Source organism: Streptomyces microflavus (assembly GCF_014650075.1).
Classification (GTDB): Bacteria; Actinomycetota; Actinomycetes; order Streptomycetales; family Streptomycetaceae; genus Streptomyces; species Streptomyces microflavus.
The window spans coordinates 1-23,113 of the sequence record NZ_BMUG01000005.1; the positions used below are offsets into that span (position 1 = coordinate 1).

Below are 23,113 nucleotides of genomic sequence, written 5' to 3' on the forward strand. Positions count from 1 at the left end.
GTCGCGACGCAGGCCGCGTTCGCCGCCTCGTACACCACGAAGTCCCGGGTCTCCAAGGGAGTCCCGGTCATCACGGTCAAGCCGAACTCGGCCCCCGTCGAGCCGGCCGCTGCCGCCGGCGCCGTGGAGGCCCTGTCGGTGTCGTTCGGTGCGACCGCGACGGGCACGAAGGTCACCGCACGCACGCCGCGTGAGTCGACCGGGCGCCCCGAGCTGACCGAGGCCGCGATCGTCGTCTCCGGTGGCCGTGGCGTCAACGGTGCGGAGAACTTCCCCCTCATCGAGGCCCTCGCGGACAGTCTGGGTGCCGCGGTGGGTGCCTCGCGTGCGGCGGTCGACGCGGGCTGGTACCCGCACACCTCCCAGGTCGGCCAGACCGGCAAGTCCGTCTCCCCGCAGCTGTACATCGCCTCGGGTATCTCGGGTGCGATCCAGCACCGGGCCGGGATGCAGACCTCGAAGACGATCGTCGCGATCAACAAGGACGCCGAGGCCCCGATCTTCGACCTCGTCGACTACGGCGTCGTTGGCGACCTCTTCACCGTCGTCCCCCAGCTCACCGAAGAGATCAACACCCGCAAGGGCTGAACCCCCAGCAATACCCGTCCTGGGCCGCACGGTGCACCCCACCGCGCGGCCCAGCGCCGTTCCGGGCCACCATTGACGCAGGTCGAGCGGCCTTATAACTTCACTATACGGATTGTTGATTCCGGGAAGCGGAAACAGCGAGAGCGTGGAGGGTACGGTCATGGGTCAGCAGGAGAAGGTGGCAACGAGCCTCGCCGGCACGGTCAGCGAGGAGATCAGCGCCTCCCTCACGGCGGTCGACGCGGAACTCGCCCGCCGCTACCCGGGAGACCCCGGCACCCGCCAGCCCGTGCACACCGTCTACGTACCCGGCGATGTCTTCGAGCCCGGCACCCTCCGCTCCTGGGGCGACCAGGCGCTGGCCGCCCTCGACGAACACGCCCCCGACGCCGCGTCCTTCGCCGCCGTCCTCGGCATCCCCGAGGAGCTGGCCGGCCCCGTCCACGACCGCGTACGCGCGAAGCTGAGCCGCGAGCCAGTCGAGGACCTGCGCATCGACTTCGAGGACGGCTACGGCCCCCGCCCGGACGCCGAGGAGGACGAGGCCGCGGCCCGCGCCGCCCGGCTGGTCTCACAGGCGTACGCCAACGGCACCGCGGCCCCGTACATGGGCATCCGGATGAAGTGCATGGAGGCCGCCGTACGGGACCGGGGGATCCGCACCACCGACGTCTTCCTCACCGGCCTGATGGCGGCGGGCGGGCTCCCCGAGGGGCTCGTGCTGACCCTGCCGAAGGTGACGTACCCCGAGCAGGTCACCGCCTTCGTCCAGCTCCTGGAAGCCTTCGAGAAGGCGCACGGCCTCGACGCCGGGCGCATCGGCTTCGAGATCCAGATCGAGACCAGCCAGTCCATCCTCGCCGCCGACGGGACCGCCGCCGTCGCTCGCATGATCGACGCCGCGCAGGGCCGGGCGACCGGGCTGCACTACGGCACCTTCGACTACAGCGCCTGCGTCGGGGTCAGCGCCGCGTACCAGGCCAGCGACCACCCGGCCGCCGACCACGCCAAGGCCGTCATGCAGGTCGCCGCCGCGGGCACCGGCGTACGCGTCTCCGACGGCTCCACCAACGTCCTGCCCGTCGGCCCGACCGCTCAGGTCCACGAGGCCTGGCGGCTCCACTACGGCCTCACCCGCCGCGCTCTTGCCCGCGCGTACTACCAGGGCTGGGACATGCACCCCGGGCACCTGCCGACGCGTTACGCGGCCGTCTACACCTTCTACCGGGAGGGTCTGGAGCCCGCCGCCGCCCGGCTCGCCGCGTACGTCGCCAAGGCCGGCGGTGACGTCATGGACGAGCCCGCCACCGCCAAGGCCCTCAGCGGCTACCTGCTGCGCGGCATCGACTGCGGCGCGCTCGACACCGCCGAGGTCGCCCGGCTGACCGGCCTGACCCGCGCCGACCTGGACGCGTTCGCCTCGCCGCGCCGGGGCGACCTGACGGTCACCGCTCCGTAGGGGCCCCTCAGTGGTCGTCGCGCCCCGGCGGTACGGCCAGTCCGGCCGGGGTGTGCAGGCCCGCGACGGGCAGGGTGCGCTGGCCTCCGCGCATCGGCAGCTTCACCACCCGGTCGTTGTTGAAGTCCGCGATGTACAGCGTGCCTTCCGGGTCGAAGGCGAGACCGTACGGGGAGTTGAGGCCGGTCACCGGAGCGGTCCGCTGCGGTCCGCCGCCCGCCGGCAGCACCACCACGCGGTCGTTCCCGCTGTCGGAGACGTACAGATCCCCGCGCCGGTCGAAGGCGAGTCCGGTCGGCTGGGAGAGGCCGGTGGCGGGCACGGTCGTCTGCGGACCGCCGTCGGCGGGGATCCTCACCACGCGGTCGTTGACGAAGTCCGCGACGAAGAGGTTGCCCGCGCCGTCCAGCGCCAGACCGTTGGGGTGGAGCAGCCCGGTGGTGGGGACGGTGACCTGCCCGCTCCCGTCAGCGGGGACCTTCACCACGCGGTCGTTGAAGCTGTCGGCGATGTAGAGCGTCCCGGCCGCGTCCAGCGCGAGACCGATCGGTCGGGAGAGACCGGTGGTCGGGACGACGGTCTGCGGGCCGCCGTCCCCGGGCACCCGGACGACCCGGTTGTTGCCGGTGTCGGCGATGTACAGGTCTCCCGAGGCGTCGAGGACCATCCCGGTCGGACGGGTCAGGCCGTCGGCCGCGACCGTGGTCGGCTCGCCCCCGCCGGGCGGTACGCGCCGTACGTCGTTGTCGGCGTAGTCGGAGACGTACAGGGGTGCGGCGCCGTGCACCGGTGGGTGCCCCTCCGCCGCCCCGTCCGTCGCCGAGGCGAGCGGGGCCGTGCACAGCAGCATCAGCGCCGCCAGCCCCGCCGACCGCCACCGCAGACGCCTCCGGCCCGGCCCGCCGGGACCGCGGGGCCGGGTGATGGCTGTTGCCCCATGAATCATGGGTACGCACCTGTTCTGGATGCCCTGCCCGCTGCCGTACCGGCCCGGGGAGGGGAGAGGAACGGCGCATCCCGGTCCGCGCGGCACCGGGGGCGGGCGGAACGAGGGACGCCACGGAGGTGACGGCCCGTCGTCCGGACCGGCCGCCCGGCGAGCCGGAGCGTGCCGTACGGTCCCGGGGCCGTCAGCGGCCGACGTTAGGAACCGCCCCCGCCGATGCGGTGGCACCACGCCTCGAGGGACCCGGCGGCCACCCCAACGGCCCCGGGCGCGGATCGGAGGCCCCCGGGGCCTCAGCTGTCCCGGCGGGCGGCAGCGCCCGTACGGGCACGGTAGGCCCGCATCTTGTGCCGGGCGCCGCACACGTCCATGTCGCACCAGAGGCCGTTCGACGACGGGGCCCGGTCGTAGAAGACCCAACGGCACTCCGGCGCCGCGCAGGCCTTGAGCCGGGCGGCGTGACGCCCGGTCAGGCCGTCCCGCAGCAGCGCTTCGAGCACCGTTCGTACGATCTCCGCCACCGGCCCGTCGGCGGCCGGGCGGAGGGCGAAGGTGCCGTCCGGGCGCACCACCGGGGCGCCCGCCACGGAGTGGATCAGCCGGTTGAGGGCGTCGAGCGCCTCGGGCGAGGTCCGCTCGACGAGGAACGCCCGTACGGTCTCCCGGGCCTCCGTGAGCGCCGCCAGCTCGGCCGGGGCGACCGCTGCGGGAAAGCCGCGCGCACGCAGCCACCCGCTCGCCGTCTCCGGCCGGGCGAACTCGTCCTCGCCGTGGAGATGGGTCGCCGTGTTGCAGAACGCCTCGACCGGTTCGAGTTCTGCGGGTGCCGGGTTCCGTCGCATGATCCCCACTTTATCAACGTTACCGACAAGCAGCTTGCTCTGGTAACGTCGAAAGTCCGGCAGGTTCTGCACCCGACAACAGGAGGCGTGTCATGAACGGGATTTTGACCAGGACATTCGAGACCCCGGACGGGACGGTCCGCTGGGACGTGCTGGGGGAGGGCGACCCGGTCGTCCTGCTCCACGGCACCCCGTTCTCGTCACGCATCTGGCGCGAGATCGCACCCGCGCTCGCCCAGGACCACCAGGTCTACGTCTTCGACCTGCTCGGCTTCGGGCAGTCCGAGCAGCGCGAGGGGCAGGATCTCCGGCTGGCCGCGCACACACGGGTGTTCACCGGGCTCCTGGACCACTGGGGGCTGGAGAGCCCGAGGGTGATCGCCCACGACATCGGCGGGGCCGTGGCGCTGCGGGCGCTGCTGCTGGAGGGTGCGCGGTACGCCGACCTCACCCTGGTCGACGCGGTGGGCTGCGGTGACTGGGGAACCGGCCTGTTCCGGCTCGTACGGGAGAACGCGCACCTCTTCGAGCAGCTCCCCGTCTACGCGCACGAGGCGCTGGCCGAGAGTCACCTTCGCTTCGCGAGCCACTCCGGCTACCGGCCGGACGTCCTGGCCGCCCATCTCGACCCGTGGCGCGGCGAAGAGGGCAGGGCGGCGTACTACCGCCAGTACCGGCAGCTGGAGCAGGCCGCCACCGACGAGTTCCAGCACCTGCTGGGGTCAGTGCCGGTGCCGACCCGGATCATCTGGGGGCGCGAGGACGGATTCCTGCCCCCGCCCTTCGCCGAGCAGCTGCACGAGCTGATCCCGCACTCCGAGCTGCACTGGGTGGAGGGGGCGGGGCACGCGACCCCTGAGGACGCGCCCGCGCGGCTCCTGGCCCTGCTCACCCGGGAGTTCCGCGCGGGTGCCTGACAGCGGTCAGGCGGGCGGCAGTTCGCCCGAACCGCGCGGGATCAGCGTGGTCGGCAGCTCCACCCGGGCCGGGGCGTGGTCCGCGCCGTCGAGCCGGCGGAAGAGGTGCTCGGCGGCGGTCCTGCCGACGGCCGCCGCGTCCTGCGAGATGACGGTGATGCCGAGGAGATCGGCCAGCTCGATGTCGTCGAACCCGACCAGCGCCACGGGCCGGTCCTGCTCCGCGATCACCCGGACCGCCGTCACCGTCACCCGGTTGTTCCCCGCGAAGAGCGCGGTGACGGGCTCGGGCCCGCCGAGCATCGCCTCGGCGGCCGCCCGGACCCGGCCGGGCTCGGTGGAGCCGAGCGAGACCCAGGAGTCCTCGACGGTGATCCCCGCGTCCGTCATGGCCGCGTGGTAGCCGCGCAGGCGCTCGGTGGCGGTGTGGATACGGGGCTGGTCGCCGATGAACCCGATCCTGCGGTGGCCGTGGGCGATGAGGTGGGCCACGCCCTCCCGGGAGCCGCCGAAGCTGTCGGAGAGCACCATGTCCGCGTCGACCCGGCCCGCCGGGCGGTCCACGAAGACCGTGGCGATGCCCGCCTTGATCTCCGGCTCCAGATACCGGTGGTCGTCGCCCGCCGGGATCACGATCAGACCGTCCACGCGGCGGGCGCACAGGGCCAGCACGAGTTCCTGCTCACGCTCGGGGTCCTCGGCGCTGGAGCCGTTGATGAGCAGGGCCCCGTGCGCGCGGGCCACCTCCTCCACGGCGCGGCTCAGCGGGCCGTAGAAGGGGTCCGCCAGATCCTCCAGGACCAGGCCGATGGAGGCCGTACGCCCCTTGCGCAGCACGCGGGCGCTGTCGTTGCGGCGGAAGCCCAGCGCGTCGATCGCCTCCTGCACGCGGCGCTCGGTGTCGGGCGTGACGCCGGGCTCGCTGTTCACCACCCGGGAGACCGTCTTGAGGCCCACTCCGGCGCGGGCGGCCACGTCCTTCATGGTCGGCCGGTTGCCGTAACGGGTCTCGGAATGACGGGTGGTCCGGTCCACAGTGCGCTGTCCTGTCGTCGGATACGGGCGAGGGCGGGCGGGGTGACGGTAGGCGATTCGGGCGGTATTCGGGCGGCATACGGGCACCTCCGGACGGTCCGCGGAGCCTGCTGCGGAGGTGAACGGAGGCTGTGGCGTCGAGCATAGGCCCTGGACAACGTTGTCAACGCAATGGAGACTGTTGCAGACTATTGACTGAACCCGCAGGTCCCGCCCTTCACTCATCCGGAGAAGCCACACCGATGCATACCGACCTCGTCGCCGCGCTCGACATCGGCGGCACCAAGATCGCCGGCGCGCTGGTCGACGGCGGTGGAACCCTCCTCGTACGGGCGCAGCGGCCGACGCCCGCCCGGGAGGGTGCCGAGGCGGTCATGGGCGCCGTGGACGAGGTGCTCGGCGAGCTGACGGCCTCACCGCTGTGGGAGCGCGCGGGCTCCGCCGGGATCGGCAGCGCGGGCCCCGTCGACGCGGCCGCGGGCACGGTCAGCCCCGTCAACGTCCCCGGCTGGCGCGACTTCCCGCTGGTGGAGCGGGTGCAGAAGACGATCGGCGGGCTGCCCGTCGCCCTGGTCGGCGACGGGGTCGCGATGACGGCGGCCGAGCACTGGCTCGGGGCGGCGCGCGGCTACGACAACGCGCTCTGCCTCGTCGTGTCGACGGGCGTCGGCGGCGGCCTCGTCCTCGGCGGCACCCTGCACCCGGGCCCCTCCGGCAACGCCGGGCACATCGGCCACATCAGCGTCGACCTGGACGGCGACCTGTGCCCGTGCGGCGCGCGCGGCTGCGTCGAGCGCATCGCCAGCGGCCCGAACATCGCGCGCCGGGCCCTGGAGGGCGGCTGGCTCCCCGGCCAGGACGGCGACACCACGGCCGCCGCGGTGGCAGCCGCCGCGCGCGCCGGGGACCCGGTCGCCATCGCCTCGTACGAGCGGGCCGCCCAGGCGCTCGCGGCCGGGATCGCGGCCACCGCCACCCTGGTCGAGATCGACATCGCGGTGATCGGCGGGGGAGTGGCGGGCGCCGGAGACGTGCTCTTCGCGCCGCTGCGCCGCAGCCTGCGCGACTACGCCACGCTCTCGTTCGTCCGGGACCTCACGGTCGCGCCCGCCGTGATGGGCACGGACGCGGGGCTGGTCGGAGCTGCGGCCGCAGCGATCGCGCTGCGTTAGCGCGGGCCGTCGACTGCCCCCGGTGGGTGCCCCGTTCGTCAGGCGGGGCACCCACCGGAGGCAGTCCGACGCCCCGTTGGTCAGGCGAGCGCCCCCACAGGCAGTCGGACGACCGTCAGCGCCCGACGTCCGCCGGCTGCTGCGGTACGACCACCAGGAAGACGTCCTGGTCCAGATTCATCACGACCTCCGCCGCCAGGCCCTCGCCGCGGCGCGCGGCCGCGAACTCCTCGGCCGCCCGGCTGCCGCGGGGATCTCCTGCCGGGAACCGTTCGAGAATTGTCCGCCGCACGGCGCACCCCCAGTTGTCCTGTGCCGCCGGCCCATGCCGTAGGCCTGGCGATTACCTGCTCAACGAGCTTCGACCGTCATGGATACGGCTGCCCCCGAACCCGGCTTCGTACCGTCGGGCCCCCAAACCCGTCCGGCGGCAGTTCCGATATCGTCCGGTACAGAGCATTCAGTGATGGGCCCGTCTCGATAAGAGCCGGGCCCATCACCGTTCCGCTCTGTCTCTGCTCGCTGTCGGCACGGCCGACACCAGCGGCCCCGACCCACCCCAGGTCACAGCACTTTGCGCCCGCACCTCACCATGGCCTGGCGCTCGGCCAGGACCGAGGACGGCATGTTCTGTTCCGCCCATACCACCTTGCCGGTGACCGTGCGGGACGAACCCCAGCGGCGGCACAGCATGTTGATGAGCTGAAGCCCCCGCCCGCCCTCGTCGCTGAGGCCCGCGTGCTGGATCTGGGGCAGGTCGGGGCCGGTGTCCGACACCTCCACGACGAGGCGTTCCCCGCGCAGCAGCCGCAGCTCGCCGGGGCCGTTCCCGTAGCGCAGTGCGTTGCCGACCAGTTCGGAGACAACGAGCTCGGAGACGTCGGCGAGTTCCTCGAGGCCCCATGCGGCGAGCTGGCCGGTGACGAGACCACGGGCTGCCGAGGCGGCCCGGCCGTCCTGCGGCAGCTCCCACACCCGCAGGTCTCCAGCCGGAAGTGCGGCGCTCGTGGTGACGAGGAGCACCGCCTCGTCGAACCGGGCGGCGCCGGCCGGGGCGTGCTCCACCAGACCGCCCTGCTCCAGCGACCCCGGCGGCAGGCTCAGCGCCGCCGTACGCAGCTGGTCCAACTGGGCGTCCACGTCAGCGTCCCGGGACTTGATCAGGCCGTCCGTGTACATGACCAGGTGGGCGCCGTCCGGGACGCGCAGCCGCAGGGGGTCGTACGGGATGACGCCCGCCCCCAGCGGAGCGCCGGTCGGCACCGGGACGAGGTCGGCGGCGCCCTGCCCGTCGAGGAGCAGCGGCGGCAGGTGCCCGGCGCTCGCCAGCGTGTAGGAGGAGTCGGCGGGGTCGTAGACCGCGCACAGGCAGGTGGACACCTGCTCGTCCTCCAGGTCGCGGGTGGCCAGGTCGAGCCGCGCGAGGATCCGCTCGGGAGCCATGTCCAGGGTCATCAGCGTGCGGGCCACCGTCCGCAGACGCCCCATGGTGGCGGCGGCGGGCAGCCCGTGCCCCATCACATCGCCCACCATCAGGGCCGTCCTTCCGCCCGGCAGGGCCATCACGTCGTACCAGTCCCCGCCCACGCCGTGATGCGCCGCCGCGGGCGCGTACTCCGAGTGCACCAGTAGGCCCGGCGTCGCCGGGGTGACGCGCGGCAGCAAGGAGCGCTGCAACGAGACGACGTGCTCGCGCTCCCGCCCGTACAGACGCGCGTTGTCGATGAAGACCGCCGCCTTGGAAGCGAGCTGCTCCGCCAGCGCCAGGTCGGTGGTGGAGAACGGCGGGGCTCCGCGGCCGCGCACGAAGTCGACGCTGCCGAGCAGCAGCCCACGGGCGATCAAGGGCACGGCCAGGTAACTGTGCACACCGGCGGCACGCAACTGCGCGGCGGCGCTCGCGGTGGGCGCGACGCGGATGAAGTCGTCGTCGCGCACCCTGCTCAGCAGCACCGGCTTGCCTTGCTGGAGGACGTACCGGTGGAGCAGCGTCTCGTGCGGCTGCTTGGCGTGCACGAAGATCTCGCCCACCGGGGTCGGCTCCAGGTTGGAGAGCTCCTCGATGGCGCACAGCGCCGTGGCCCGCATCTGCGGCATGCCGCGTTCGGCCTTCCGGGAGCCCTCATCGCCCCGCAGGACGCTCTCGAGGATGTCCACGGCCGCCCCGTCGGCGAAACGTGGCACGGTGAACTCGGCGAGTTCTTGTGCAGTGCGCTCCAGGTCCAGGGTCGTGCCGATGCGGGAGCTGGCGGAATTCAGCCAGGCAAGACGGCTGCGGGTGGTGAACCGGTCCGGCGGCAGGACACCTCTGCTCCGGCGGAACCGCACGTTCGCGCCGGCCGAGCGTCGCCCGGCGGAGCCCCGGCCAGGCAGGCGCCGTCCACCACTGCCGGCGTTCACTCTTCCGCCTCCAAAGCAGGACTCGATGCCTCTTGGTGCCCAGTGTGCACCGGGAACAGCCGCGGCACCTCCGGGTACCCCTGATTGGATCACCTGTTCAGGCACTGTGCCCCGGCGCCCGTTCCTGGCTCTACTGGCCTGGCTCCTGGATTCGACTTCCACGACGAGGTGATGGGCGTTGGCGACCGACCGCTGCGGTCGCGACCTGTGCAACGGCTGTGATTGGGCGCGGCGGTGGCATTTCTGGTGACGGGTCTGGGCTCTCCTCCTATGCGGTCACCAGCCGGCATGAGCTGCCCGGTGTGGAGGGTACGTATAGCGAGGTGACGATCGCGATGGAGGAGCGGATCGTTGGGTATCTCCAGGAGGTGCGGGTGAAGGAAGTGGTGGGAGCCGGGCTGTGGACACCGCCTTTTCCCATCCGTCTCCCAGGCGATCCCGCGAAATCCACTCCGCCGCTGCCCAGCGGCCTTCCCACCCTGGAGTACCAGTGATTGTTCTATGGATCAACGGTGCGTTCGGCGCGGGCAAGACCAGCGTCGCGGGCGAACTGATCGATCTGATCCCGAACAGCACCTTGTACGACCCGGAACTCACCGGGGCGGGGCTGCGCGGTCTGCTGCCCCAGAAGAAGCTTGCCGAGGTGGGCGACTTCCAGGACCTGAAGATCTGGCGGCGGCTCGTGGTGGACACGGCGGCCGCGCTGCTCGCCGAGGTGCCCGGGGTGCTGGTGGTGCCGATGACCCTGCTGAGACAGGAGTACCGCGACGAGATATTCGGCGGGCTCGCCGCCCGGCGCATCCCGGTCCGGCATGTGCTGCTCTCACCTGATGAAACGATCCTGCGCAACCGCATAGCGGGCCGGACGGAACACCCCGGCGACCCGGAGCAGAGCGAGCGGGTCAACCGGTGGGCCTACGACCACATCGGCCCCTACCGGGACGCGCTCGGCTGGATCACCGAGGACGCCCATGTCGTCGACAACGGCACCCTCACCCCGCGCGAGACCGCCGAGCGGATCGCCGAGGCCGTCGCCACCGGCGCCGCGGGGGCCTGCGAGATCGTCCAGAGCCCCGAGCCGACCGCCGCGACCGTCGCGGCCGGCGTGCTGCTCTTCGACGAACAGGACCGGGTGCTCCTCGTCGACCCCACCTACAAGCCCGGCTGGGAGTTCCCCGGAGGGGTCGTGGAGGAGGGCGAGGCCCCGGCCCAGGCGGGGATACGGGAGGTGGCCGAGGAGATAGGACTCCGGCTCGACCGGGTCCCCACGCTGCTCCTCGTCGACTGGGAGTCGCCCTCCCCGCCCGGCTACGGCGGGCTCCGCTTCCTCTTCGACGGCGGGCTGCTGCCGTCCGGGGACGCCGCCCGGCTGCTCCTCCCGGGCTCCGAACTGCGCGGCTGGCGCTTCGTCACGGAGGAGGAGGCGGCAACCCTGCTGCCCCCCACCCGCTACGAGCGGCTGCGCTGGGCCCTGCGGGCGCGCGAACGGGCCACGGTGCTCAACCTGGAGGCGGGTGTCCCCGTGGGCTGAGGGACGGCCGCAGCGCGCCGCCCCTCACCCGCCGGCGGCCGCCACCCGCATGGCCTCCACCGCATCCTCGGTGAGCGGGTCGCCGTGCCCGAAGCAGACCGTACGGGCCTCCAGCGCGGCCAGCCGCCGGAACGTGTCCCGCGCCTGCGCCCGGTCCACGTTGAACACGCCGAGCATCACCTTCTCGACGGACGCCACGCAGTCCCCGGTGAACAGCACCCCGTGGCGCGGCAGATGGAGGGCGATGGAGCCCGGCGTGTGGCCCGGGGCGTGGACCACCCGGGCGCCGCCGCCGAACGGCAGCACCTCGCCGCCGGCCACCTCGCGGTCGACCCGGGTGGGCGGGGCCTCGGGGACCGTCAGCCCGTGCTCGTACAGCGGCCGTTCCCAGTCGAGCAGGTCCGGCTCCGGTACGGGGAGCTCGCCCCGGATCACCGGTGCGTCCAGCGGGTGGGCGAGGATCTCGGCGCCGTGGCGGTCCGCCAGCTCCTGAGCGGCGCCGTAGTGGTCGCGGTGGCCGTGGGTGAGGACGATGCGGCCGATCCGTGCGGGGTCGAGCCCCAGACCCCGTACGGCGTCCTCGATCGCGGCCGCCGCCCCGGTGTCCCCCGCGTCGATCAGGGTCAGGCCGGCCCCGTCGCGCCAGAGGTAGGCCTGGCCGATCCGGAAGCGGAACATGTGCAGGCGGCGGGGGAGTACCTCGATCAGATCCATGGGCCGAACGTACGCAGCCGACGGCGGCCCCCGGACGGAACTACGCTTCCGGCGACTTCGCCGAGGGCGTAGCGGATTGCGCGAAGCCCCCGCGGCGCCCTTCCGGGAGCGCGGCGGGGGCTTCGCGGACCCTCAGACCTTCTTGGACTCGGCGTAGTTGTGCAGGAACAGCGCCTCGGCGACCGACATCCGCTCCAGCTCCTCGGGCGACACGCTCTCGTTCACCGCGTGGATCTGCGCCTCGGGCTCGCTCAGACCGATCAGCAGGATCTCCGCCTGCGGGTAGAGCGACGCCAGGGTGTTGCAGAGCGGGATCGAGCCGCCCATGCCGGAGGACTGCATCTCCTGGCCCGGGTAGGCGTCGCGCATCGCACCCGCCATCGCCGTGTACGCCGGGCTGGAGGTGTCGGCGCGGAACGGCTGGCCCTGGCCCACCTGCTCCACCGAGACCCGCGCGCCCCACGGGGCGTGCGACTCCAGATGGGCGGTGAGCAGCTTCGTCGCCTCGGCGGCGTCGTGGCCGGGCGGCACCCGCAGGCTGACCTGGGCCCGCGCGCTCGCCTGCACGGACGGGGTCGCGCCGACGACCGGCGGGCAGTCGATGCCGACGACGGTGACGGCGGGGCGCGCCCAGATCCGGTCCGCGACCGTCCCCGTACCGATCAGCTCCACCCCGTCCAGCACCTTGGCGTCCTGCCGGAACTCCGCCTCCGGGTACTGCAGTCCGTCCCAGTCGGTGTCCCCGGTCAGACCGTCGACCGTCGTCGTCCCGTGCTCGTCGCGCAGCGAGGCCAGCAGCTGGATCATCGCGGCCAGCGCGTCGGGAGCGGCGCCGCCGAACTGCCCCGAGTGCAGGTTCCCTTCCAGGGTGTCCAGCTGCACCCGCAGCATCGTCATCCCGCGCAGCGTCGCGGTGACCGTCGGCAGCCCGGCCCGGAAGTTCCCGGCGTCGCCGATGACGATCGTGTCGGCCGCCAGCAGCTCCGGGTGCGCCTCGGCGTACCGCTCCAGGCCGCCGGTGCCCTGCTCCTCGGAGCCCTCGGCGATCACCTTCACCGAGACCGGGACGCCGCCGTTCGCCTTGAGGGCGCGCAGCGCGAGCAGGTGCATGATGAAGCCGCCCTTGCAGTCCGCCGCGCCCCGGCCGTACCAGCGCCCGTCGCGGTCGGTCAGCTCGAACGGCGGGGAGAGCCACGCCGACTCGTCCAGCGGCGGCTGCACGTCGTAGTGGGCGTAGAGCAGTACGGTCGGGGCACCGGCCGGGCCGGGCAGGAAACCGTAGACCGACTGCGTGCCGTCGGGGGTGTCGAGCAGGGCGACATCCGTGAAGTCCTCGGCGCGCAGGGCGTCCGCGACCCAGTTGGCCGCCGCCTCGCACTCACTCTTCGGGAACACCGCGGGGTCCGCGACCGACTGGAACGCGACCAGCTCGGCGAGCTCCGCCCGCGCACGGGGCATCAGCGAGGCGACGGTCTCGGAAATCGGGCGGGCGGTCATGGGCACGCTCCTCGTGGGTGCGACGTTATGGGTAGGGCACGGTGTGTACGTGCCCGTCCGCGACACCGTGGGTGCGGCGTCGCGTGCAGGACAAAATCATGGCCGATCCTCCCACAGGGGGGCTCGGCCGGGACGCGCCGTAGGATGCCGTGAGCAGCTTGGGGCCACTGGTCGGATCGGGAGCAGAAGCACATCGTGAGCAGCGAGAACGCAGACGCCGGGCGTGGATACGAAGAGTCGTCGGCGGTGTGGGACGTCGTCGTCGTCGGCGCTGGGCCGGCCGGCGCATCGGCGGCGTACGCGGCAGCCGTGGCGGGCCGACGGGTCCTGCTGCTGGAGAAGGCGGAACTGCCGCGCTACAAGACCTGCGGCGGCGGCATCATCGGGTTCTCCCGGGATTCCCTGCCGCCGGGGTTCGAACTGCCCCTGAAGGACCGTATCCACGCGGTCACCTTCTCCCTCGACGGGAAGTTCTCCCGTACGCGCCGGTCCCGGCGGATGCTCTTCGGGCTCATCAACCGCCCGGAGTTCGACGCCGGGCTGGTCGAGGAGGCGCAGAAGGCCGGGGCCGAACTGCGCACCGGGGTCTCAGTGGTGAGGGTGGAGCAGCACGGGCCCGCCGTCCCGGACCGGCGTACGGTCGCCGTGGTGCTGGCCGGCGGTGAGACGGTGCTGGCGCGGGCGGTCGTCGGGGCGGACGGCAGCGCGGGCCGCATAGGAGCACATGTCGGGGTGAAGCTCGACCAGGTCGACCTCGGCCTGGAGGCGGAGATCCCGGTTCCGGCGACGGTGGCGGAGGACTGGGCGGGCCGGGTCCTCATCGACTGGGGCCCCATGCCCGGGAGTTACGGCTGGGTCTTCCCCAAGGGCGACACGCTGACCGTCGGGGTGATCTCGGCACGCGGCGACGGCGCGGGCACCAAGCGGTATCTGGAGGACTTCATCGCCCGCCTCGGCCTCGCCGGGTTCGAGCCGTCCGTCTCCTCGGGTCACCTCACCCGCTGCCGCAGCGACGACTCGCCGCTCTCGCGCGGCCGGGTCGTGGTCTGCGGCGACGCGGCGGGCCTCCTTGAGCCGTGGACCCGGGAGGGCATCTCCTTCGCACTGCGCTCCGGCCGGCTCGCGGGCGAATGGGCCGTCAGGATCGCCGAGGCGCACGACGCCGTGGACGCCCGCCGCCAGGCCCTCAACTACGCCTTCGCCATCAAGGCCGGTCTCGGTGTCGAGATGGGCGTGGGCCGCCGCATGCTCAAGCTGTTCGAACGCCGCCCGGGAGTGCTGCACGCGGTGCTGACCGGCTTCCGCCCGGCGTGGAAGGCGTTCGCCGGGATCACCCGGGGCACGACATCCCTGGCCGAGCTGGTCCGCACGCACCCGCTGGCACAGCGGGCGCTGAGCGCGATGGACCGCTGAACGGCGGAGTGAGGGGCGTGGGCGGAGGCCCTGCGGCGGTGCTCGTCCACGGCCTCTACCACCGCCCCGAACACTTCGCCCCGGTCTCCGACGGCCTGCGGGCCGAGGGGGTCGAGGTGGTCGTCCCCGAGCTCCACCGGGGCTCCCTGGCCGCCGATACGGCAGCGGTGCAGGCCGCCGTCGACGCGTTGCAGGAGCCTCCGCTCCTGCTCGGCCACTCCTACGGCGGGTCGGTGATCACCGGGGTGCACGGCGCGTGCCACCTGGTCTATGTGGCGGCCTTCGTCCCGGACGTGGGCGAGAGCGCGGCCGCCCTCGGCGGGGCGTCCCCGCAGCTGCGCGCGGCGATCGAGCCGGCGGCCGACGGCCCCGAGGGTACGACGCTTCTGCACCCCGGCCGGGCGGCCGAGGTGCTCTACGGCGACTGCCCCGAACCTCTCGCGGCCCGGGCGGTCGGCCTGTTGCGGGCCCAGGCCCCGGGGTGCGGGCGGGGTGTCCCCGAGCACCACAGCTGGAAGCGGACCCCCTCGACCTATGTCGTCTGTGCCGGGGACCGGGCGATCGATCCCGCCCTGCAACGGACGATGGCCGCCCGCTGCACCGGCGTACGGGAGTGGCGCACCGGCCATTCCCCGTTCGTGTCCCGGCCCGTGCTCGTGGTGGAGCTGGTGAGGGAGCTGCTCGCCGGGGTCAGCCCTCGACCGTGATGCGGAAGACCGGGTGGTCCGGGCAGGCGGCCAGGAGTTCGGCGTCCGTGGACTTCGCGGTGACGCCCTGGAAGTACTGGTTGACCTCCCAGCCCCACCGCTCCAGATAGGCGCGCAGGATCCGCACCTTCTGTGCGTCGTCGGCGATCTCCACGGCGGTGAAGGCGCGGGTTCTGCGCCCCACCCGCAGCTCGCCGCCGCCCGCGACCCGCATGTTGCGCACCCACTGGGAGTGGCCCCGGGCCGAGACGAGGTACTGGGCGCCCTCGTACGTGTGCGGGTTGACGGGGATGCGCTGCATCCGGCCGCTCGTGCGCCCCCGTACCGACATCTCCGCGGAGCCGAGGAGGCTGACGCCGTGCCGGGCGAGCCGGCCGATGATCTTGTTGAGGCGGGTGGCGGTTGCGCCGGCCCGGAGGTAGTACGGCTGCTGCGACATGGTGGCCCCCAGGGGGTGTGGATGCTCCGGCAATTCATGAGGTGCATGAGGTGCATGAGGTGCATGAGGTGCATGAGGTGCATGAGGCGCATGAGGCGCATGAGGAGATCGGCGCTTCGAATAGAGAGCGGTGCTCTCGCTTGAGATCAGTGTGCACGGGAGCGGTGTCCAAAAGCAAGAGCACTGCTCTCGTTATTGTTCGGTGCTCTGTGTGTGTGGCAGGGTGATCACCATGAGCACCATCCGAGGGGCCAGGGAACGCGCCCGCATCGAAGTGACCGCCGCCATCAAGGACGAAGCCAGGAAGCAGCTGGCGGCGGAAGGTGCGGCCAGGCTCTCCCTGCGTGCCGTCGCCCGCGAGCTGGGCATGGTCTCCTCCGCGCTCTACCGCTACTTCCCGAGCCGCGACGACCTGCTCACCGCGCTGATCGTCGACGCTTACGACGCCGTCGGCGAGGTCGCCGAAGGCGCCCGCGCCACCGCCGAACAGGCCCGCCCGCACCCCGCCCCGCACGTCGAGCGCTGGGTTGCCGTGGCCGGTGCGGTACGGGGATGGGCCCTCGCCCACCCCCACGAGTACGCCCTGATCTACGGTTCGCCCGTCCCCGGTTACAGCGCCCCCATGGACACGGTGGGCCCCGCCTCCCGGGTCGGCCTGGTCTTCATCGACCTGGTCCGCGACGCGTTCCGGGCCGACGGTCTCGCCGTGCCGCGCCTCGCACCGGAGCTGCGCCCCGAGGCCGAGCGGATCACCGCCGACCTCGCCCCGGACCTCCCGCCCCCCGCCGTGCTGGCGCTCGTCGCCGCCTGGGCACAGCTCTTCGGGCTGATCTCGTTCGAGCTCTTCGGCCAGTTCAACCGGCTCGTCGAGGCCCGCGAACCGCTCTTCCGGCTGGCGGCGGGGGAGCTGGCCCGCTCCGTAGGGCTGCGGGGGACCCCGGCCGGCTGAGGCGGGGAGGGGCGGAGAGGGGAGCCGCCTGGTGAGTCTGTCCTATGTGTCCTCGGGGCCGGTGGAGCCGGAGCGGCCCGGCCTGCCCGGGACCGGAGCCGGGGCGGGCAGCCGGTGGCCCTCCCGCCGCGGAAAGCGCCACAGGACATGGACGACCCGCAGGACGAAGGCCAGTCCGGCGGCCGCGGTGGCGATGCCGATGACCACGTTGCGCGCTGTGCGGCCGGGATCGAACAGGAACAGGGCCGGCGCGGCGGCCCCCGCGAAGGTGAGGGCGGCCAGCACGGCGCCACTGACCAGGGCGTAGCCGATCTCGACCGTCATCGCGTCCCGCTGCGCCTGCGTCCGTCGCTCCACAGCCGCAGTGTCACCGCCGCGGCGCGCTCCGGGCAAGGGCGCCTGCCGCGCCCGGCCCGCGCCGTTCCCGGGCTCGCGGCCGCCCGTCCTCACCAGGTGACCGCGGAGTTGTCCGTCCAGAGCCGGGCCACCGAGCGGTCGCCGCGCAGGGTGACGGCGGCGAGCGGCAGGCGGTTCCAGAGCGTGAGGAAGAGACCCTCGGCCGTCCCACTCAGCTCGCAGTCCACCCGGTCCCCGCCGCCCTCCGTGCCGGGTCCGCCGTCGCCGCCGTCCGCGCCGCCCGGGACGGCCGCGCGTACGGTCTGCGGCGGTGCGTCGGAGATCCGTACGGTCCACACCGCGTCCGTGTCCACGGCCCGCACCCGCAGCGTGCGCGGGACGGAGGAGCGCACCCGGCTCTTGGGGCGGCCGTGGAAGCCGGTGAGGAGTTCGTCGATGCCGTCGGCCGCCCGGTCGGCGCCCACCGTCGTCAGAGGCCCGCCGAGCGCCGACTCCGCGTCCACCCGGTGCACGGTCGTCTCGTTCAGCTGGCGGCGGGACCAGAACGCCAGGGGTGAGGGGGCGGGCATGAAGGTCCAGCAGTCCAGGTCGGCGGGGGCGGCCTCCAGCGACCGGACCAGATGGCGGTGGCCGGTCCGGAACCAGTCGAGGAGTTCGTCGCCGTCGAGGTCCGGTTCACCGCCGTCGGGGTGGGGCGTGGTGTACCCCTCGGTGACGAACCCGGCCGCCCAGCGGTGCACCATGCCCGTGTGGCGCAGCAGGTGGCGTATCTGCCAGCCGGGGCAGGTCGGTACCGAGGCCCCGGGGCCCGCCTGTTCGGCGGCCGCCGCGAGGAGCCGCCCTTCCTCGGACAGGGACGCGATGTGCTCGGTGATCTCCATGGCGGGATTGTGCCAGGGGTGCGGCGGACTGCGGCGGTACGGACCGCCCGGGCCGGTCCGCCGGGCCGGGCCTGTCCATACGCGCCGGGCCTGTCCGGTACGCGCCGCCGGATCCGCCCGCTCAGGCGTGGGTCGCGTTGCGCGCCCCGTACCCCAGGACGGCAGCCGCGGCGGCCAGCAGGGCCACGGTCGTCAGCGCCACCGGCAGCGAGAACCAGTCGGCCAGGAAGCCGATCGCGGGCGGCCCCAGCAGCATCCCGCCGTAGCCGAGCGTCGAGGCGGCGGCCACCCCGCTCGGTCCGGCCAGTTCGCCGGCCCGGCCCACGGCGACGGGGAAGATGTTGGCCAGCCCCAGACCGGTGACCGCGAACCCGGCCAGCGCGAGCCAGACGGTCGGCGCCAGTGCGCCGAGCAGCATTCCGGCGGCGGCGACAGCGCCGCCGAGGACGAGGGTGCGGGTCTGCCCGAGCCGCTCCAGGAGCAGGGTCCCGGTGAGCCTGCCGATGGTCATCGTCAGGGCGAACAGCGCGTATCCGGCGGCGGCGAGGCAGGGATGGGCGTCCAGGTCCTGCTCCAGGTGGAGCGCGCCCCAGTCGGCGAGCGCGCCTTCCCCGTACGCCGTGCACAGGGCGATCACGCCGAAGAGCAGGACGATCCGGCGGGCCCGCGGGTCGAGCCGCTGCTTGGGCTCCCGCCGAGGTGCGTTCGGCCCGGGGGCCGTGGGGGCCTCGGCCGTTCGGGGCTGAACGGCCGGACGGTGGCGCAGCAGCGCGGGTCCCGCGAACGCGGTGACGAGCAGGCCGATCGCGGCCAGCAGGAACAGGTGCGTCGAGGCGGAGAGCCCGCCCGCGACCAGCCCGCCGAGTCCGGCACCGACCATGCCGCCGAGGCTGAACGCCGCGTGGAAGCTCGGCATCACGGGCCGGCGCAGCGCGGCGACCAGATCGACGGCCGCGCTGTTCATCGCCACGTTCATCCCGCCGTACGCCGCTCCGAAGACCAGCAGGACGAGGCCGAGCGAGAGCGCCGAATGGGTCTGCGCGGGCAGGGCGATGCTCAGCGGGAGCAGGACCCCGCAGACCACGGTCACGGCGTGGCTGCCGTAGCGGCGGCAGAGCCGGCCGGTGAGCATCATGGTGATCACCGCACCGGCGGAGACGCCGAGCAGGGCGAGGCCGAGGGTGGAGGCGGAGGCTCCGGTCTGCTGCTTGATGGCCGGGATACGGACCACCCAGCCGGCGAAGAGGAAGCCATCGAGGGCGAAGAAGACGGTCAGCGCGGTACGGAGGCGGGCCGACGAGGGTGGGGCGGTGTCTCCGCCAGGTCCCCCCGGTAGGGCCGTCCGCAGTTTGTTTAGTTGCGGCACAAACTCAGCATAGGGGCGGCCGGACGCTGGACGCAAGACGGCTGACGGAGGGGCACGTCACCCCTCCCGGCCGGTTCCCTCGGCGTCCGGGACACCTCCGGATCATGGGAGACTCGCCCTCATGAACGGCAAGGCGACCACCACCCGGACGAAGTTGGAGAGGGGCCGCAGCGCGCTCGGGCCCGCACTGGAGCTGGTCCACACCGGGCGCGCCCCCACGCGCGCCGTCCTCACCTCCGAGCTCGGTGTCACCCGGGCCACCGCCGGGGCGGTCGCCGCGGAGCTGGAGGCGCTCGGGCTGATCCGGGTCGACTCCAGCCCCGGTTCCGCGGCCGGTTCGCAGGGCCGCCCCTCGCACCGGCTCGCCGTCCTGGAGACCGGCCCCGTCGTCCTCGCCGCCCAGGTCCACGCCGACGGCTTCCGGGCCGCCCTCGTCGGGCTCGGCGGCCGGATCGTCGCCACGGCGCCGGGCTGCGTCGCGGTGATGGCCGACCCCGCGCAGGTCCTCGGCGAGGTCGTGGCTGCGGGGGCGGAGCTGCTCCGCGCGAGCGGGCTGCGCTGCGTCGGCGCCGGGCTCGCCGTCCCCTCGGCGGTCGCCGAACCCGAAGGCACCGCGCTCAACCCGCTGCACCTCGCCTGGCCCGCGGGCTCGCCCGTCCGGGACATCTTCGCCGCCTGTGTCCGCGACGCGGGCATCACGGGCCCCGCCTTCACCGGCAACGACGTCAACCTCACCGCACTGGCCGAGCACCGGCACGGCGCCGGACGCGGCGCCCAGCACCTCCTCTGCGTCGCCACCGGCCACCGGGGCGTCGGCGGGGCCCTGGTGCTCGACGGCCGCCTGCACAGCGGGAGTTCGGGGCTCGCGCTGGAGGTCGGACACCTCACCGTGAACCCCGAGGGCCGGCCCTGCCACTGCGGCGGCCGGGGCTGCCTCGACGTGGAGACGGACCCGCTCGCCTTCCTCACCACCGCGCGCCGCGACCCGGGCCCCGAGGAGTCGCTCCTCAAGCAGGCCGGTGACCTGCTGCGCACGGAGTACGAGGACGCGGACGTGCGCAACGCCGCCGAGGCGCTGATCGACCGCCTGGGCCTGGGGCTCGCCGGGCTCGTCAACATCCTCAACCCGGACCGGATCATCCTCGGCGGGCTCCACCGCGACCTGCTGGAGGCGGACCCGGAGCGGCTGCGGGCCGTCGTCGCCGACCGCAGCCTGTGGGGGCGCAGCGGCAGCGTGCCGATCCTGCCCTGCACCCTGTCCCACAACAGCCTCGTCGGCGCGGCCGAACTGGCCTGGCAGCCGGTCCTCGACGACCCGCTCGCGGTGCTCACCTGAACCGGAAGCCGGAAATCAGGCGCGGTGGTGCGGCATCAGGCTCGCCGCACCACCGCACCCGAAACTCTCAGCGGTCCCGTCAGCCGACCACGGCCGACCGGGCCGGGGCGGCCGCGACGGCCTCGGGGCTGATCGAGACGGACCCGAACGGCCCGTCGGTCGTCGACCCGTAGACCGCCAGCGGCGGCAGGGTCGACGTGTCGCAGACCGCCGGCAAGGTGAACCAGACGGCCTTTCCGGCCGCGCCGCTCGGCCGTACGCCCCAGCTCTCGCTGACCGCGGCGATCAGGGCCAGACCCCGGCCCGAGGTGGCGAAGGAATCCGCCTCGTTCACCGTGGGGACACGGGGGTCGTGGTCGTGGACGGAGACCGTCAACCGGTCGAGCAGCAGCTCGATGTCGACGGTGCATGACTTGTCCGGCTGTGCGTGCCGGTGGACGTTGGTCAGCAGTTCGGTGACGCCCAAGGCTGCCTGGTCGATCAGAGGATCGAGATGCCAGTAGCGCAGTTGCGCCGAGATGATTCTGCGGACCTGACCGATCCGCGACGGCAGGGCTTGGAGCTCCACCGTGCAGTGCCTGCTTGGCTCGCTGATCACGGCTGCGACTCCCCGAAATAGGTCCGGAAGAAGAAGACGGACGAACGGAGCCGGCGGGACGACTGACTGCCGAATCCGCTCTGCTCTTGTCGTGTCTCTCGTGTCGCACGATCCGGTTCCGCGGTGTCCCGCGGGAGCGAATCGCTCTGTCACCGATGGTGCACCTTCAGTGACGTGGCTCCAGCGTGGCCCAGCCCGAGCGGCTCCGCAACTCGCGGAGCCGCGTACGGCGCCCGAGGAGCCGGGCCCGGCGCTCAGCCCCGGCGGCCTCCCGCGCTGCGCAGCGCCTCCAGGAAGCGGCGCAGCGGAGCGGCCCCGTCGCGTCTGCGGTTCCGCTGCTCCATCGTCAACCGGTAGCGCACACCGTTCACCCGGGCGATGGCCGAATCCGCCGCGAAGAACCACCGCTTGCCCGCACTCACCGTGCCCACCGGGGCGCTGTCGATCTCCCGCCCGTTGCTCATCAGCAAGGACAGCCGGCCGTCCTTGACGACCACCTGACCGGCCCTGGTCAGGGACCGGGTGAACCGCTCGATCCTGACCCCCGACGCACTGAACTCGGCGTCCGCCATTGCGGCTTCGCCCCCCTTCGTCACCACTTCTCCTGTGCAGTGTGCCCGGCCGCGCCCCCGACCGCCAGAGGGCACGGGAGCCCGCCGCGCGCTGCTCGCCCCGCCCGCCCCAACTGCCCCCGGGGGCCTGCCCAAAGGGAGGGCTATGGACCATCAAAGTCAACGTTTGTGCAGGTGGGGGGAATATCGTGGAGGCAGGAGCACCGGGCGGACGAACAGGAGCACGGCGATGGACACCGATCGGCACGGACATGACCGCGGGGCGACGGGGACGATCATGGAGACGGTGGACGTCGACCGCAGCGACCCGGAGTACCGGGCCTGGCTGAAGGAGGCCGTACGCAAGGTCCAGGCCGACGCCAACCGGTCGGCCGACACCCACCTCCTGCGCTTCCCGCTGCCCGAGGAGTGGGGCATCGACCTCTACCTCAAGGACGAGTCGACGCACCCCACCGGCAGCCTCAAGCACCGGCTCGCCCGCTCGCTCTTCCTCTACGGGCTCTGCAACGGCTGGATCCGGCCGGGCAAGCCGGTCATCGAGGCGTCCAGCGGCTCGACCGCCGTCTCGGAGGCGTACTTCGCCAAGCTGATCGGGGTGCCGTTCATCGCCGTGATGCCGCGCACCACCAGCCCGGAGAAGTGCCGGCTCATCGAATTCCATGGCGGGCAGTGCCACTTCGTCGACGACTCCCGCAAGATGTACGAGGAGTCCGCGTCCCTCGCCGCCGGGACCGGCGGGCACTACATGGACCAGTTCACCTACGCGGAGCGCGCCACCGACTGGCGTGGCAACAACAACATCGCCGAGTCGATCTACCAGCAGCTCAAGCTGGAGCGCTACCCGGAACCCACCTGGATCGTCGCCACCGCCGGGACCGGCGGCACCTCGGCCACCATCGCCCGCTACGTCCACTACCTCCAGCACGACACCCGTGTCTGCGTGCCCGACCCGGAGAACTCCTGTTTCTTCGACGGCTGGACCCACAACGACCCCTACGCGAGCAGCGACTGCGGCTCCCGGATCGAGGGCATCGGCCGCCCCCGGATGGAGCCGAGCTTCGTGCCCGGGGCCATCGACCGGATGATGAAGGTGCCCGACGCGGCGAGCGTCGCCGCCGTTCGCGCCCTGGAGCAGGCCATCGGCCGCAAGGCGGGCGGCTCGACCGGCACCGGCCTGTGGAGCTGTTTCAAGCTCATCGCCGAGATGGTGGAGCAGGGGGAGAGGGGCAGCGTCGTCACGCTGCTCTGCGACCCGGGCGACCGCTACCTGGACAAGTACTACTCCGACTCCTGGCTGGAGGAGCAGGGCCTGGACATCGCCCCCTACAGCGCGGCGATCGGCCACTTCCTCGCCCACGGAACCCTGACCGGCTGAACCACGGCCTCCGGAGGAG

Annotated in this window: 24 protein-coding genes; 11 read left to right on the forward strand and 13 right to left on the reverse strand. The window is 73.0% G+C overall.

Annotated elements, in window-relative coordinates:
• Both IE264_RS15390 and IE264_RS15395 read left to right on the forward strand, forming a co-directional pair.
• The coding region (locus tag IE264_RS15390; RefSeq protein WP_190167650.1) for an electron transfer flavoprotein subunit alpha/FixB family protein at window positions 1-588 on the forward strand (588 nt) is incomplete at its 5' end.
• 160 nt (window positions 589-748) lie between these two features.
• A complete protein-coding gene (locus IE264_RS15395; RefSeq protein ID WP_032754021.1) occupies window positions 749-2,047 on the forward strand; it encodes a DUF6986 family protein in 1,299 nt (432 codons plus the stop codon).
• 7 nt (window positions 2,048-2,054) lie between these two features.
• On the opposite strand, the gene IE264_RS15400 is transcribed toward IE264_RS15395, so the two are convergent.
• On the reverse strand, window positions 2,055-2,909 hold the full coding sequence (locus tag IE264_RS15400) for a virginiamycin B lyase family protein (protein ID WP_032754901.1): 855 nt from the start codon (window positions 2,907-2,909) through the stop codon (window positions 2,055-2,057).
• A 377-nt stretch (window positions 2,910-3,286) separates the two neighbouring features.
• A complete protein-coding gene (locus tag IE264_RS15405) occupies window positions 3,287-3,835 on the reverse strand; it encodes a CGNR zinc finger domain-containing protein (protein ID WP_032754024.1) in 549 nt (182 codons plus the stop codon).
• A 92-nt stretch (window positions 3,836-3,927) separates the two neighbouring features.
• Between IE264_RS15405 and IE264_RS15410 the strand changes: the two genes are divergently transcribed.
• On the forward strand, window positions 3,928-4,752 hold the full coding sequence (locus IE264_RS15410) for an alpha/beta fold hydrolase (RefSeq protein WP_032754026.1): 825 nt from the start codon (window positions 3,928-3,930) through the stop codon (window positions 4,750-4,752).
• A 6-nt stretch (window positions 4,753-4,758) separates the two neighbouring features.
• On the opposite strand, the gene IE264_RS15415 is transcribed toward IE264_RS15410, so the two are convergent.
• A complete protein-coding gene (locus tag IE264_RS15415; RefSeq protein ID WP_015606976.1) occupies window positions 4,759-5,787 on the reverse strand; it encodes a LacI family DNA-binding transcriptional regulator in 1,029 nt (342 codons plus the stop codon).
• Window positions 5,788-6,029: 242 nt separating this feature from the next.
• Between IE264_RS15415 and IE264_RS15420 the strand changes: the two genes are divergently transcribed.
• A complete protein-coding gene (locus IE264_RS15420; protein WP_015606975.1) occupies window positions 6,030-6,959 on the forward strand; it encodes an ROK family protein in 930 nt (309 codons plus the stop codon).
• A 115-nt stretch (window positions 6,960-7,074) separates the two neighbouring features.
• On the opposite strand, the gene IE264_RS15425 is transcribed toward IE264_RS15420, so the two are convergent.
• Both IE264_RS15425 and IE264_RS15430 read right to left on the reverse strand, forming a co-directional pair.
• Entirely contained in the window at window positions 7,075-7,251 is a 177-nt protein-coding gene (locus IE264_RS15425) for a DUF8839 family protein (protein ID WP_015606974.1), read from the reverse strand.
• A gap of 272 nt (window positions 7,252-7,523) precedes the next feature.
• Window positions 7,524-9,359: an ATP-binding SpoIIE family protein phosphatase gene (locus IE264_RS15430; RefSeq protein WP_032754029.1), complete on the reverse strand. Its 1,836-nt coding sequence runs from the start codon at window positions 9,357-9,359 to the stop codon at window positions 7,524-7,526.
• Window positions 9,360-9,682: 323 nt separating this feature from the next.
• Here IE264_RS15430 and IE264_RS15435 point away from each other — a divergent pair, with 323 nt between their 5' ends.
• Window positions 9,683-9,853, forward strand: a complete 171-nt coding sequence (locus IE264_RS15435; protein ID WP_158706486.1) for a hypothetical protein — start codon at window positions 9,683-9,685, stop codon at window positions 9,851-9,853.
• Complete coding sequence (locus IE264_RS15440; RefSeq protein WP_032754904.1) at window positions 9,853-10,890, forward strand: NUDIX hydrolase; 1,038 nt, start codon at window positions 9,853-9,855, stop codon at window positions 10,888-10,890. Before IE264_RS15435 ends, IE264_RS15440 begins: the two co-directional genes overlap by 1 nt.
• 24 nt (window positions 10,891-10,914) lie before the next feature.
• On the opposite strand, the gene IE264_RS15445 is transcribed toward IE264_RS15440, so the two are convergent.
• Both IE264_RS15445 and IE264_RS15450 read right to left on the reverse strand, forming a co-directional pair.
• Complete coding sequence (locus tag IE264_RS15445) at window positions 10,915-11,604, reverse strand: MBL fold metallo-hydrolase (RefSeq protein WP_032754034.1); 690 nt, start codon at window positions 11,602-11,604, stop codon at window positions 10,915-10,917.
• A gap of 132 nt (window positions 11,605-11,736) precedes the next feature.
• The gene (locus IE264_RS15450) at window positions 11,737-13,101 is read right to left on the reverse strand and encodes a dipeptidase (protein WP_015606970.1); all 1,365 of its coding nucleotides are present in this window, start codon (window positions 13,099-13,101) and stop codon (window positions 11,737-11,739) included.
• A 195-nt stretch (window positions 13,102-13,296) separates the two neighbouring features.
• Here IE264_RS15450 and IE264_RS15455 point away from each other — a divergent pair, with 195 nt between their 5' ends.
• Both IE264_RS15455 and IE264_RS15460 read left to right on the forward strand, forming a co-directional pair.
• On the forward strand, window positions 13,297-14,514 hold the full coding sequence (locus tag IE264_RS15455) for a geranylgeranyl reductase family protein (protein WP_015606969.1): 1,218 nt from the start codon (window positions 13,297-13,299) through the stop codon (window positions 14,512-14,514).
• Window positions 14,515-14,531: 17 nt separating this feature from the next.
• Entirely contained in the window at window positions 14,532-15,221 is a 690-nt protein-coding gene (locus tag IE264_RS15460; RefSeq protein ID WP_032754038.1) for an alpha/beta hydrolase, read from the forward strand.
• Here the strand turns inward: IE264_RS15460 and IE264_RS15465 are convergent.
• Complete coding sequence (locus IE264_RS15465; RefSeq protein ID WP_032754040.1) at window positions 15,205-15,660, reverse strand: nitroreductase/quinone reductase family protein; 456 nt, start codon at window positions 15,658-15,660, stop codon at window positions 15,205-15,207. The two genes, IE264_RS15460 and IE264_RS15465, sit on opposite strands and share 17 nt — an antisense overlap.
• A 232-nt stretch (window positions 15,661-15,892) precedes the next feature.
• Here IE264_RS15465 and IE264_RS15470 point away from each other — a divergent pair, with 232 nt between their 5' ends.
• Window positions 15,893-16,609: a TetR/AcrR family transcriptional regulator gene (locus IE264_RS15470; protein WP_032754042.1), complete on the forward strand. Its 717-nt coding sequence runs from the start codon at window positions 15,893-15,895 to the stop codon at window positions 16,607-16,609.
• 42 nt (window positions 16,610-16,651) lie between these two features.
• On the opposite strand, the gene IE264_RS15475 is transcribed toward IE264_RS15470, so the two are convergent.
• The 3 genes from IE264_RS15475 to IE264_RS15485 form a co-directional block, all read right to left on the reverse strand.
• The gene (locus tag IE264_RS15475; RefSeq protein WP_106973064.1) at window positions 16,652-16,966 is read right to left on the reverse strand and encodes a DUF6332 family protein; all 315 of its coding nucleotides are present in this window, start codon (window positions 16,964-16,966) and stop codon (window positions 16,652-16,654) included.
• 89 nt (window positions 16,967-17,055) lie between these two features.
• On the reverse strand, window positions 17,056-17,847 hold the full coding sequence (locus IE264_RS15480) for a maleylpyruvate isomerase family mycothiol-dependent enzyme (protein WP_032754045.1): 792 nt from the start codon (window positions 17,845-17,847) through the stop codon (window positions 17,056-17,058).
• Window positions 17,848-17,968: 121 nt separating this feature from the next.
• On the reverse strand, window positions 17,969-19,213 hold the full coding sequence (locus tag IE264_RS15485) for an MFS transporter (protein ID WP_190167651.1): 1,245 nt from the start codon (window positions 19,211-19,213) through the stop codon (window positions 17,969-17,971).
• Between the two features lie 121 nt (window positions 19,214-19,334).
• Here IE264_RS15485 and IE264_RS15490 point away from each other — a divergent pair, with 121 nt between their 5' ends.
• Window positions 19,335-20,549, forward strand: a complete 1,215-nt coding sequence (locus tag IE264_RS15490) for an ROK family protein (RefSeq protein WP_031126918.1) — start codon at window positions 19,335-19,337, stop codon at window positions 20,547-20,549.
• A gap of 79 nt (window positions 20,550-20,628) precedes the next feature.
• On the opposite strand, the gene IE264_RS15495 is transcribed toward IE264_RS15490, so the two are convergent.
• Both IE264_RS15495 and IE264_RS15500 read right to left on the reverse strand, forming a co-directional pair.
• On the reverse strand, window positions 20,629-21,147 hold the full coding sequence (locus IE264_RS15495) for an ATP-binding protein (protein WP_015606961.1): 519 nt from the start codon (window positions 21,145-21,147) through the stop codon (window positions 20,629-20,631).
• A 254-nt stretch (window positions 21,148-21,401) separates the two neighbouring features.
• The gene (locus tag IE264_RS15500) at window positions 21,402-21,719 is read right to left on the reverse strand and encodes a hypothetical protein (RefSeq protein WP_031126916.1); all 318 of its coding nucleotides are present in this window, start codon (window positions 21,717-21,719) and stop codon (window positions 21,402-21,404) included.
• A 229-nt stretch (window positions 21,720-21,948) separates the two neighbouring features.
• On the opposite strand from IE264_RS15500, the gene IE264_RS15505 reads away from it, so the two are divergent.
• The gene (locus tag IE264_RS15505; RefSeq protein ID WP_015606959.1) at window positions 21,949-23,094 is read left to right on the forward strand and encodes a PLP-dependent cysteine synthase family protein; all 1,146 of its coding nucleotides are present in this window, start codon (window positions 21,949-21,951) and stop codon (window positions 23,092-23,094) included.
• Window positions 23,095-23,113 lie beyond the last annotated feature (19 nt).